Source organism: Streptomyces sp. NPDC001443, from assembly GCF_053597355.1.
Map to the genome: position 1 here is coordinate 114,385 of NZ_JBSFIA010000032.1, position 12,279 is coordinate 126,663.

General features: G+C 72.8%; 9 protein-coding genes. 2 read left to right on the forward strand and 7 right to left on the reverse strand.

From position 1 onward, the window contains the following. Positions 1-11: 11 nt before the first annotated feature. The 7 genes from ACWC24_RS29010 to ACWC24_RS29040 form a co-directional block, all read right to left on the reverse strand. Complete coding sequence (locus ACWC24_RS29010) at positions 12-1,316, reverse strand: M20/M25/M40 family metallo-hydrolase (protein WP_450665840.1); 1,305 nt, start codon at positions 1,314-1,316, stop codon at positions 12-14. After that, a complete protein-coding gene (locus ACWC24_RS29015) occupies positions 1,309-2,142 on the reverse strand; it encodes a M55 family metallopeptidase (protein ID WP_450665841.1) in 834 nt (277 codons plus the stop codon). The genes ACWC24_RS29010 and ACWC24_RS29015 overlap by 8 nt, the downstream gene beginning before the upstream one ends. Positions 2,143-2,719: 577 nt before the next feature. After that, positions 2,720-3,067: a DoxX family protein gene (locus ACWC24_RS29020; RefSeq protein ID WP_450665842.1), complete on the reverse strand. Its 348-nt coding sequence runs from the start codon at positions 3,065-3,067 to the stop codon at positions 2,720-2,722. A 153-nt stretch (positions 3,068-3,220) separates the two neighbouring features. After that, positions 3,221-3,946 carry a class I SAM-dependent methyltransferase gene (locus ACWC24_RS29025; protein ID WP_450665843.1) on the reverse strand — a complete coding sequence of 242 codons (726 nt, stop codon included), beginning with the start codon at positions 3,944-3,946 and terminating at the stop codon, positions 3,221-3,223. A gap of 205 nt (positions 3,947-4,151) precedes the next feature. Then, complete coding sequence (locus ACWC24_RS29030) at positions 4,152-6,650, reverse strand: SpoIIE family protein phosphatase (protein ID WP_450665844.1); 2,499 nt, start codon at positions 6,648-6,650, stop codon at positions 4,152-4,154. Between the two features lie 223 nt (positions 6,651-6,873). Further along, positions 6,874-9,282, reverse strand: a complete 2,409-nt coding sequence (locus ACWC24_RS29035; protein WP_450665845.1) for an MFS transporter — start codon at positions 9,280-9,282, stop codon at positions 6,874-6,876. Between the two features lie 163 nt (positions 9,283-9,445). Continuing rightward, a complete protein-coding gene (locus ACWC24_RS29040) occupies positions 9,446-9,889 on the reverse strand; it encodes an SRPBCC family protein (protein ID WP_450665846.1) in 444 nt (147 codons plus the stop codon). Positions 9,890-10,156: 267 nt separating this feature from the next. Here ACWC24_RS29040 and ACWC24_RS29045 point away from each other — a divergent pair, with 267 nt between their 5' ends. Both ACWC24_RS29045 and ACWC24_RS29050 read left to right on the forward strand, forming a co-directional pair. Next, positions 10,157-10,363: a hypothetical protein gene (locus ACWC24_RS29045; protein ID WP_450665847.1), complete on the forward strand. Its 207-nt coding sequence runs from the start codon at positions 10,157-10,159 to the stop codon at positions 10,361-10,363. 217 nt (positions 10,364-10,580) lie between these two features. Further along, positions 10,581-12,167, forward strand: a complete 1,587-nt coding sequence (locus ACWC24_RS29050; protein ID WP_450665848.1) for an alpha/beta hydrolase — start codon at positions 10,581-10,583, stop codon at positions 12,165-12,167. The last annotated feature ends 112 nt before the right edge of the window (positions 12,168-12,279 follow it).

The following is a 12,279-nucleotide window of genomic DNA, read 5'->3' on the forward strand; positions in this document are numbered from 1 at the left end:
CCCCCACTCGCCTAGACCGTCCGCAGGAACCGGTCGAGTACCCGGACGCCGAAGTGGAGCGCCTCCACCGGGACCCGTTCGTCGACACCGTGGAAGAGGGCCTGGTAGTCGAAGCCCTCCGGCAGCTTCAGCGGCGCGAACCCGTATCCGGTGATGCCGAGCCGCGAGAACTGCTTGGCGTCCGTGCCGCCGGACATGCAGTACGGCACCACATGGCCCTCGGGCGCGAACTCCTCCACCGCGGCACGCATCCGCGCGAACGTCGGGGAGTCCACCGGCGCCTGGAGGGCGACCTCCCGGTGCTCGAACTCCCACTCCACGTCGGGCCCGGTCAGCAGGTCCAGGGTGCTGCGGAACTCGTCCTCGCCGCCGTACAGGAAACGCCCGTCGACGTAGGCGACGGCCTCGCCCGGGATGACGTTGAGCTTGTACCCGGCCTCCAGCATGGTCGGGTTGGCGCTGTTGCGGACGGTCGCCTCGACGAGCTTGGCGGCCGGGCCGAGCTTGTCGAGCAGCCTGTCCACGTCGGACAGGTCGGTGTCGACGCCGTACAGGGCGGCGAGTTCGGTGAGGGCGGCGCTCACCGTCGGGGTGAGTCTGAGCGGCCACTCGTGCTCGCCGATGCGGGTGACCGCGGCCGCCAGCCGGGTCACCGCGTTCTCCCGGTTGACCTTGGAGCCGTGCCCGGCCCGCCCGCGCGCGGTCAGCTTCAGCCAGCCCGTGCCCCGCTCGCCCGCGGCGATGGGGTAGATCTGGCGGCCGCCGCCGTCGTGGAAGGTGAACGCGCCCGACTCGCTGACGCCCTCCGTGCACCCCTCGAACAGCCCGGCGTGCCGGTCGGCGAGGAAGCCGGAGCCGTCCTCCGCGCTGGCCTCCTCGTCCGCGGTGAACGCCACGACGACGTCCCGCCGGGGCCGCACCCCGTTGCGGGCCCAGTACCGGACCACGGCCAGGATCATCGCGTCCATGTTCTTCATGTCGACCGCGCCGCGCCCCCAGACGACGCCGTCGCGCACCTCGCCGGAGAACGGGTGCACGCTCCAGTCCTCGGCCTGCGCGGGCACCACGTCGAGGTGGCCGTGGACGAGCAGCGCGTCCGCCGAGGGGTCGGTGCCCTCGATCCGGGCCACGACGTTCGTCCGCCCCGGGGTCCGCTCCAGCAGCACGGGTTCGAGTCCGGCGCCGGCCAGTTGCTCGGCGGCGTACTCGGCGGCGGGCCGCTCCCGGCAGTCCCCGCCGCCCCGGTTGGTGGTGTCGATCCGGATCAGGTCGGACGTGAACCGGACGACCTCGTCGAGTGCCTGCTGGTCAGCCATACTGTTCCTCCACCGCGGCCGAGACGATCGTGGTGACCGCCTTGAAGCTGCGGATTCCCTCGTACATGGTGTCGCTGGTGTAGGCGACCTTCCGCTCCCCGGTCCGCTCCACGCCCGGCACGACGGTGGCCGCCATCGCCAGATGCTCCGCGTCGAACTCCAGGGCGATCGTGAAGGGCCCGGCGGAGACCGGTTCGTGGCGCACCGCGAGCGCGGCCGCCTCCTTGGCCGCCGCCCGGATGTCGGCGGCGGTCCTGGCGGGGGTACGGCACACGGCCGCGTACCGCGACACATGGTCCTTGACCGCGACCTTCCGGGCCTCGGGCGCGTACCCGAGGGCGTCCTCGCAGGCCACGTCGTCGCCGGTGACCAGGATGACGGGCACCCCGTACTCGGCGACGACATGCGCGTTGAGCAGGCCCTCGCTGGCCCGTACGTCGTTCAGCCACACCCCGGTGATGGAGTTCGCGAGGTAGGTGTGGGCCAGGACGCCCTCCGCGCCGGCGCCCGCGTGGTAGCCGATGAAGGCGATGCCGTCCACGTCGCCGTGCTGCACGCCCTCCACCATGGACAGCGACTTGTGCCGCCCGGTGAGCATCTCGGCCCGCTCGTCGAGCCGCTCCAGGAGCAGGTTGCGCATGCTCCAGTGGGCCTCGTTGACGAGCACCTCGTCGGCGCCGCCGTCGAAGAAGCCGAGCACGGCGGCGTTCACGTCCGAGGTGAACATGGCGCGGCACCGCTCCCACTGCGGGGTCCCCGGCAGCACGTCGGCCGGCCAGGTGACGCCGGTGGCACCCTCCATGTCGGCGCTGATCAGGATCTTCATGGTGCGCCACGTTACGCGTAGACGGCAAAACGGGCCAGGATCCGTTCCCGTCGACGGCCCGGTCGCACCCTGTCCGCCCCTGCGACGGCAACCGGGACGGGGCCCGGAACCGGCCGGAAACGGGCCGGGAACAGGCCCGGAACGGACCGGCCGCAGGCGCTCGGGGGCCTGGGGTCCAGGGGTCCTGAGGTCCGAGGACCCAAGGGCCCGGGCCTCGGGGGGCCGAGGCCCGGGGGCTCGAGGCCGAGGGACCGAGGGCCGGGAGCGACCACTGGAGACATCGGCCGCCCCCGGCCGCAGACGCTCGGGGCTCGTGTGCCCGGGGCGGCTAGGGCGTGTTTCGAAAGTCCCGTCTGCCCGGCGACGCCTGGCACGCGCTCCCCCAGAGGGGGCACCCCCAGCCGCGTTGTCGGGATCACCCCGACACAACCAGTATCGGGGCGACCCTCCGCCTTGCGATCGCACGCACCAGACGCCGCCGGGCCCGCCCTTCGGGCGGACGACGCTACTTTCGAAACACGCCCTAGGGCCTGGGGGGGCCGAGTCCCGGGGGCCGGGCGCCCGCGCGTCCAGACGCTCAGGCCGTGAGGGCCAGTACGACGGACGCGGCCGCCGGAGCCGCGTACAGCAGGGGGAACGGCACGTGCGAGAACCAGCGGGCCCGGACCACGGTGGCCACCGCCCCGGCGAAGTACAGCACCAGGCCGATCCCGGCCAGCACGCCGAGCGGCCGCACGAGCAGACCCGCCAGCAGCCCGACCGCTCCCGCGGCCTTGGCGAGACCCAGCGGGGTCCACCACGAGCGGGGGACCCCGTACTGCGTCAGCGGTTCGACCACCCAGGCCACGCGGAGCAGGAGGGAGGCGGCGGAGAAGCCCGCCATGGCGGCTCCCAGAACGGTGACGACGACATATGTGGTGGACATGGCAGGCTCCTCGTCGGTGGCGCCCGGTACGGATCCGGGCGGCTTCCGCAACTTCCGTCACCCCACTGACTCCGCGCGGCCCGGGAGTGTGACAGGAGGAGGCCGCACCGACGGGTGACGATGGTCACAGCGCGCCGGCCCCACCCGCGGCGGTCACCCCGGTCGGCCCGCCACCAGCCACTTCGACGGCAGCTCGACCCGGGAGCCGTCGGGCATGAACTCGGTCGTGAACAAGGGGAGTTCGCCGCTCGCGAGGACCGTGAGACCGGCCGCGGCCAGATGGCCGGGGACCGCGTCGTCCGTCATCTCCAGGGGGGCGATGCCGTGTCGCAGGACCGGCGCGAGCTTCGGCGGCGGCCCCGACGGGCCCTGCGCCAGGCCGCCCACGACGGCGCCCGCCGCCTCCGCCGGCTCGACCAGGAACGCCCGGCCCCGCTCCCCGACGAGCGTGGCGATCCCGTCCACCAAGGGCTGCCGCCCGCCGGGCTCGCACTGGTGCAGCACACCGCGCATATAGACGTTGACGTCGCCGAGTTCGGCGTGGAGCGACTCCGTCGCGCTCTCGTCCACGGCGTCGAGCTGCCGGTACGACGCCCGGTCGGCCGGGTCCGCGCGGCGGGCGTGCTCCAGGGCCGCCGCGGCCAGGTCGACGCCGACGACCCGCGGGAAACGGTCGGCGAGGAAACGGGTCTGGGTGCCGTTGCCGCAGCCGAGGTCCACCAGGGGCAGCCCGGGGTCGACCAGGTACGGCTCGAAGAGGGCGAGTTGGGGACCGACGGTGAGCGTGGGCCCGGCGTCCCAGAACACGGCTCCCGGTTCGTCGGAGGCCTCGCGCCAGAACCCCTCCCAGGCCTCTCGGTACCGACTCGTCACGCCCATGCCCAACTCCCCAGGATCCGAAGCCGATCCGCCACAAGTGGCGGGCCGGTACGGTCTATCGCTCCCGGGGCACGGCGACAAGTGCGGTGACCGTTCCTTCACGCCGCGTTCGAAGCCGCGTACGCCGGCGCGCGCCGGACGCGCCCGCTCGACGGCAGCACAGGGCGGGGCAGGACGGGCCGGTCGGCGGCGGGGCGGGGCCGGTTCAGCGGCGGGGCAGCGTCAGTTCGAACCAGACGGTCTTGCCCGCGCCCCTGCGGCTGGTGCCCCATTCGCGGGCCAGTGCGCTCACGACGCGCAGTCCGCGCCCGCGCTCGTCGTCCGGACCGGCGCTGAGCAGGGTCGGCAGGTCGTGGTCGTCGTCGTCGACCTCGCACAGCAGTGTCTCCCCGTACACCAGGCGCAGGACGACCGGCCGACCGTGGGAGTGGCGTACGGCGTTGGTGGCGAGTTCGCCGACCAGCAGCTCGGCGTGGTCGGCCTGCCGGGCCAGGCCCCAGTCGTGCAACTGCTCGCGGACCACGGCGCGGGCCCGGCGGACCTCGGCCGGATCGAGGGCGAGGCGCCACTCGGCGACCTTGTCGGGGGCAATGCCGTTGAGCCGGGCCATCAGCAGGGCCACGTCGTCCTTGCGGCCGCCGCGGATGTTCAGGGCGCGGATGATCGTGTCGCAGGCGTCGTCCATGGCGGCCGCCGGGTGGGCGGCGGACTCGCAGAGCGTCGCCAGCCCCACGCCGATGTCCTCGCCGCGCATCTCCACCAGCCCGTCGGTGCACATCACCAGCCGGTCACCGGGCTCCACGCGCACGCGCACCGACTCGAAGGGGACCCCGCCGACGCCGATCGGCGCGCCGGTGGGCAGGTCGAGCAGCTCGCTGCGCCCGTTCTCGGCGCGGACCAGGACGGGCGGGATGTGGCCCGCGTTGGCGAGGTGCAGTTCGCCCTCGATGGGGTCGTAGACGGCGTACAGACAGGTCGCGAGGTAGCCGTCGCCGAGCCGCTGGGCGAGGTCGTCGAGGTTGCGCAGCAACTGCGCGGGCGGCAGGTCGAGCGCCGCCATGGTCTGCACCGCGGTGCGCAACTGCCCCATCATCGCTGCCGAGTTGAGGCCGTGTCCCATGACGTCGCCGACGACCAGGGCGGTGCGGGCGCCGGGCAGCTTCACGGAGTCGAACCAGTCGCCGCCGATCCGCCCCAGCAGCGTGCCGGGCAGATAGCGGGTGGCGATGTCGCAGCCGGCCATGCGCGACGGGATGTGCGGCAGCATGCTGTCCTGGAGGGTCTCGGCGACGCTCTCCTGGTAGGTGTACATGCGCGCGTTGTCCAGTACGAGGCCCGCGCGGGCGGCGAGTTCGGTCCCGGTGACCCGGTCCATGTCGTTGAACTCGGCGCGCTCGGGGTGGCGCAGCAGGATCATGAAGCCGAGGACCACCTGTCGGGCCTTGAGCGGCACGACGAGCATGGAGCGGCCGGTGATCAGCGGCCGGATGTCGCGCTTCTCGAACTGCGCGGCGATCGCGTGCCCCATCTGCTCGCTGATCCGCGGCACCAGCACCGGTTGCCCGCTGGTCATGCACTGGAAGAACGGGGTGTGCGCCGGGAACGGCATGGCCTCGCCGACCGGCACGACATCGTCCCAGCGGCCGGGTTCGTCGGTGTGCTCGAGGGCGACCCGGTGCCACAGGGTGGTGGTGTCGGGGGCGCCGTCCGGGAAACCCTCACCGGCGACGACCTGTTCGCGCAGATAGGTGCCGGCGACGTCGGTGAAGCGGGGCACGACGGCCCTGCTGACCTCGGTGATGGTCCTCGCCAGGTCGAGGGAGGTGCCGATCCTGCCGCTGACCTCGGTGAGGAACTCCAGGCGTTCACGGACGGCGGCGTACTCCAGGTCCTCGCCCTCGTCGGCGGAGTCCGCGGGCAGCGGCAGGCCCTGCGCCACGGCGCGGACGGCCCGCTCGCGCCGTGCCTTGCGCTCGGCGCGCCGGGGCACGCCCCAGTCGGGGGTGACGGGCACCCGGTCGTTCTGGCTGAACTCCAGCACCGGATAGCCCAGTTCGAGGACCTGGGCGGCGATCCGGGCGCCTTCGCCGACGCTCATGCTGGGCAGGATCTCGGGCAGCCGCCGGGCGAGCTCGTCGGCGCCGGGGAAGTCGGTGTGCAGGGCGAAGGCGGGTGCGATGCGCTCGAAGTCCGTACCGGGGTCGGGCTCGTCCGGGCGCAGTCCGTCCGCGTCGACGGCCAGCACCAGCAGCCGCTCGGTGCCGGGGCCCACCAGCGGGTACGCCCACCACAGCACGTCGACGCGGTCGCGCTCGGGCACGCTGAGGCGGGCGCGTCCGGCGGCCGGGTAGGACAGCCGGCCGTCGAGCGAGGACTCCAGGTCGGGGCCGAGGCCGTCCTCCGCCGCGAGCCCGTCGCCCCCATCGAACCCGTCGCCCCCATCGAACGCAGTGGGGGCGTCGTGCTCGGGCAGGGCGCCGGACACCGGGAGCAGGTCGAGGGCGGGCCGCCCGATCGCCTCCTCCTTGGGCGCGCCGAACAACCGGCGGGCGCCCGTGCTCCAGTGGGAGACCAGACCGTCCCGGTCCACGACGACCACGGCCAGCGGGACGCGTCCGGCCGCGACCTGACCCGCGGGAGGTGCGCCCCTCTCGATGCCCCTCTCGGCGCCACGGTCGGTGCCACGGTCGGTGCCACGGGACATGGTCCAGACCCTCTCTCCCCACGGCTCCGCAAGATCTGTGCCGCCGTCCTCCACCGTACGGGGGCGGTCGCCGGGGATGTGCGGCAATTCTGGAATTCGTTCCACCGCACCCCGCCGACGCGCAGGTCCAAGCCGTGTCACCTCTTCGGCACGCGGATCCGCGCCCCTCTCCGTACCCCGCGTGCGCTCCGGCGCACGGGTCCGCGTGCCGCCCGGTGCCGGGTCAGTCCTCGTGGCCGAGCTGGAGGTCGCGTTCGGTGCGCCCGCCGCCCGCCATGTGCAGCACGGTGGCCACGGGCGGGTATCCGGCCGCGATCACGGTGTACTCGCCGGAGGACAGGTCGACGAACCGGAACGTCCCGTCGGGTCCGGTGGTGAGGGTGTCGACGACGTTGCCCGCCGCGTCGAGCAGGGTCACCCGCGCGTCCTCGACGACCCGGCCGCCGCCCGCCCGCACGGTGCCGCGCAGCACGGCGCCGCCCGCGAGCTCGACGTCCTGGCGGGTCTCGCGCGAGGCCTGGACGGTGACGGGCAGTGCGGCCGGGCGGAAGGCGGGCGCGCTGGCGGCGAGGGTGTACTCGCCGGCCACCAGCTCGGTGATGGCATAGCCGCCGTCGCGCCCGCTGCGGGTGGTGCCGACGACCTCGCCGTGGACGTTGGTGAGGGTGACCGCGGCGTCCCGGACGGGGGTGCCGTCCGCGGTCAGCACGGCGCCCGCGAGGCGCCCGGCGCCGCCGAGGACGACGTCCAGCTCGACGGGACGCTCGCCGACGGTCACGGAGACGGCCTGCGGCTGGTGCCCGCCCGCGGCGGCGATCAGGACGTACGATCCGCTGCCCGGCGTCGACAGGGCGTACCGTCCGTCCTCGCCGCTGGCGCCCCGGCCGATCTGTGCCCCGGAGACGTCGATGAGGGTGAGGGCGGCCCGGGGCACGGCGGTGCCGTCGGGATGCTGCACGGTGCCGCAGACGGGGATGCCCGCGGTGTGGGGCGAACGGGCGTGCGGGACGGCGGCGTTGACCGGGGCGGACTCCGGTGCCGCGCCGGTCGCGGGGGTGTGGTGGGAGGCTGCGCTGGTCAACAGAGGGGTCTCCTTGAGGAAGCAGGCGATGAGCAGGCCGAGGACGAGCACCGGCACCAGGTACAGGAAGATCCGCGGCATGGCGTCGGCGTAGGCCCTGATGTAGGCGTCGCGCAACGCCGGGGGCAGCGCGTGGACGAGCTGCGGGGTGAGGGACTCGGGGTCGGGCAGACGGGCGCCCGCGCGTGCGGGCAGGCGCCGCGCGAGGGCGTCGGCGAGCCGGTCGGCGAAGAGGGTGCCGAAGACCGCCGCGCCGACGCTGCCGCCGATCTGCCGGAAGTAGTTGTTGGCGCTGGTGGCGGTGCCGAGGTCGGCGGGGCGCACGGAGTTCTGCACGGCGAGGACCAACACCGGCAGCACCATGCCGATACCGGCGCCGAGTACGGCCATCCAGACGCTGTAGTGCAGCCGGGGCGTGTCGACCTCCAGCCGGGACAGCAGCCACATGCCGAGAGCGGAGAGCGCGCCGCCGAGGACGGGGTAGATCCGGTAGCGGCCGGTGCGGCTGATGAGCTGCCCGGAGACGATGGAGGCGACGACGACGCCGCCCATCATGGGCAGCATCAGCAGCCCGGACTCGGTGGCGCTCGCTCCGTCGACCATCTGGAGGAAGGTCGGCAGATAGCTCGCGGCGCCGAACAGGGCGACGCCGACGACCAGGCCGACCAGGGCGGTGACGTTGAAGACGGGGTCCCGCAACAGCCGCAGCGGGAGCAGCGGTTCGACGGCGCGGTGCTCGGTGAGCAGGAACAGGACGGTGGCGACGACCGCTCCGGCGCCGAGGCCGATGATGACGCGCGAGCCCCACGCGTACTCGGTGCCGCCCCAACTGGTCAGCAGGACCAGGCAGGTGGAGGCCGCGGCGAGCAGCAGGGCGCCGAGGACGTCGAAGCGCGGCCTGACGTCGGGCCTGGGCAGTTGGAGCACGACGGTGACGACGGCCAGCGTCACCAGGCCGAAGGGGACGTTGACGTAGAAGCACCACCGCCAGGAGAGGTGGTCGGTGAAGTAGCCGCCGAGCAGCGGGCCCGCCACGGAGGCCAGGCCGAAGGCCGCTCCGATCAGGCCCATGAAACGGCCGCGCTGCCGGGGCGGCACGATGTCCGCGATGATCGCCTGCACGCCGATCATGAGCCCGCCGGCCCCGATGCCCTGCACGGCGCGGAAGGCGATCAGCTGGTCCATGCTCTGCGCGCGGCCGGCCAGCGCGGAGCCGACGACGAAGACGACGATCGCGAACTGGAAGACGCCCTTGCGGCCGAGGAGGTCGCCGAGCTTGCCGTAGACGGGCAGTCCGACCGTGGCGGTGAGCAGATAGGCGGTGATCGCCCAGGACATCCGGTCCAGGCCGTGCAGCTCGCCGACGATCTTCGGGAGCGCGGTGGCGACGATCATCTGCTCCAGGGCGGCCAGCAGCAGCGCGAGCATCAGCGCGCAGAAGATCAGGCGCACCCGGCGGGGGGTGGGTCCGGCGGCCGGGGCCGGGCCGGCGGCGGGGGTGTCCGGGGGCGCCGTCACCGGGTCGTCCTGCACCAGAGTGATTCCGCCCACGTACCGCTCCCCTCGTCGCACCTGCCGCGCAATTGCCGCTTAAAGCGACAACTGCGGGCAAGCGCGACGAGTTACGGCGCGGCTGCGACCGTCGAGGAGATCCACCCGAACCGGTGAGGAGGGCAACCCCCCGCCGGATCCGGCTCCTTGGCTCCCGAGGGGCCTACTTCTCCATCTCCGCGGCGAGGTTGGCGAGGATCGCGTCGTAGATCCGGCCGAGCCCCTTGGGCGCGAAGGTCTTCTCGAAGAAGCCGCCGATGCCGCCGGCGCCCTTCCAGGTGGTGGTCACGACGACACGGCAGGAGCCCTCGCCGGCCGGGGTGACGCGCCAGGTGGTGACCATGGAGGAGTTGCGGTCCCGCTCGACGAGTTCGCCGTCGGTCGGCTCACCGACCTCCAGCAGGCAGTCACGCACCCGCTTGCTGGTGGCCTGGAGCTTCCAGTGGACGACGGTGCCCTCTCCGTCGCCGCCCTCGCGCACCTCGTACTCGCTGAAATGTTCGGGCAGGAGCTTGCCGCGCGTGCCGCTGTAGTCGGCGAGGGCGTCGAACACGTCCTCCGCGTTCGCCGCGACGACCCGCTCCGTGGTGGCCTCGACCTGCGCCATTTGCTTCCTCCAGCACCTGAGTTCTCGGGGTTGGAGCAAGCCAACCACCCCTGTCCCCGGCCACCCAAATCGGGGTCCCGGAAGTGATCGAACGGTGCGCACGAGGCGATCGGGATCGGCACTCGCACGATCACGGGAACGCATGTTCTAATCTGGGGGCGACGCCGCCGAGGAGGTGTCACCCGCGGGCCCGAGGACGGCGAGCCGCCACCACACCTGCCCGCCTCCGTGCACTTCTCGGTGACCCGATGCCGCGGGAGAGGATCGATGCTCAGCACACCGGACGCAGACAACGCCTGGAAGGGCATGGCGAGGGCGATCCCGAGCCTGGAACCGCCCCGGAAGGAGGCGGGGAAGGCAGCCTACGCCGCCCTGCTCCAGGGCGAGGGCGGGCACCCCGGTCCCGGCGCCGCGGCCGAGCAGTGGCTGCTGCTGCGCGACCGTACCAGCAGACGCCTGTCCGACACCCACTGACGTCCGACCGGCGCTCACCGGCGCTCGCCCGACACCCACTGACGCCTGCTGACACTCCGTCCGCACCCGTCGGCCCCCGGGGCGTTCGAGGGCATCAAGCGGACCAATCGGGTCAAGTATTGTGATAACGCGTTCTTCCGAGCGTAATTTCCGGGACGATGCGGCGTGGATCGTGAACCTCGCGATCCAACCCCCCTCCGTCCTGGGAGCACTCCACATGAGAAAACGCGCAGCCGTGCTGTGCGGTGCCGCCGTCGTCATGGCCGGAACGCTCACAGCCGTGCCCGCCGACGCGAGCCCGTCGTCGACCGCGGGAGCCGCCCACGCCGCAGAGGCAGCCAAGGTCACCTGGAAGAAGTGCGGCACGACCGACTACCCGACGCTCCAGTGCGCGTCCCTCAAGGTGCCGCTCGACCACGCGGACCCGCGGGGCCGGCAGATCTCGCTCGCGCTGTCCCGGGTCCCGCACACCGCGAAGAAGTACCAGGGTCCCCTGCTGGTCAACCCCGGCGGCCCGGGAGGCAGCGGGCTCACGCTCGCCGGGTTCGTCGCGACCTCGCTGCCCAAGGCGGTGGCGGCGCAGTACGACGTGATCGGGTTCGACCCGCGCGGGGTGGGCGCGAGCAAGCCCGCCCTCGACTGCAGGCCCGGCCACTTCAAACCGGTACGCCCCGACACGGTGCCGAGCACCCCGGCCCTGGAGCGGGCCAACCTGAACCGCGCCAAGGCGTTCGCCGCCGCCTGCGGCAAGAAGTACGCGAGCGTGCTGCCGTACATCGACACCGTCAGCGCCGTGCGGGACATGGACTCCATCCGGCAGGCCCTCGGCGCCCGGAAGCTCAACTACTTCGGCTACTCGTACGGCACCTACCTCGGCGCCGTGTACGCCAAGCTCTTCCCGGGGCACGTCCGCCGCCTGGTCCTCGACTCCGTCGTCGACCCCACCGGCGTCTGGTACGACGACAACCTCGGCCAGGACCACGCCTTCAACGATCGCCACCGGGCGCTGATGAGCTGGATCGCCAAGTACGACAGGACGTACAAGCTCGGCACCGACCCGGCCGAGGTCGAGGCCAAGTGGTACGCGATGCGGGCGGCGCTGGCGAAGAAGCCGGCCGGCCGCAAGGTGGGGGCCTCCGAGCTGGAGGACACCTTCATGCCCGGCGGCTACTACAACGGCTACTGGCCCTACCTCGCCGAGGCGTTCTCGGCGTACGTGGTGAAGCACGACCCCGATCCGCTGGTCGAGGCGTACCGGAACTTCGCCGCCGTGGACGCCTCCGGCGAGAACGGCTACAGCGTCTACACCTCGGTGCAGTGCCGGGACACCTCCTGGCCGCGCGACTGGAACCAGTGGCGCAAGGACACCTGGGAGGTCGCCGAGCAGGCGCCGTTCATGGCCTGGAACAACGCCTGGTACAACGCGCCGTGCGCGTTCTGGCCGACGCGTTCCCGGCCACCGGTGAACATCGCCAACGGCCAACTGCCGCCGGTCCTGCTGTTCCAGGCGACGGACGACGCGGCCACCCCCTACCAGGGCGGCGCGACGGTCCACCGGCTGCTGGCCCGCTCCAGCCTGGTGGTGGAGCAGGGCGGCGGCAACCACGGTGTCACGCTGAGCGGGAACACCTGCCTGGACAAGCACCTGGCTGCCTATCTGTCCGACGGCACTGTGCCGCGCGGCCGCGGCGAGGCCGACGCGGTGTGCAAGACCCTGCCCGACCCGAAGCCGCTCACCTCGAAGGCGGCCTCCACCTCGGCACGCGGCTCGGCCCTGCACGGCCTGCTCGGCTACCGCGGCTGACCGGCCGGTTCGGCCCGCCCGCGACGCGGGAAAACGTAGGCTGATCGGCATGAAGATCCTTGCGTTGTGCGGAAGTCTGCGGTCGGGGTCGCTCAACGCGGCCGTACTGCGG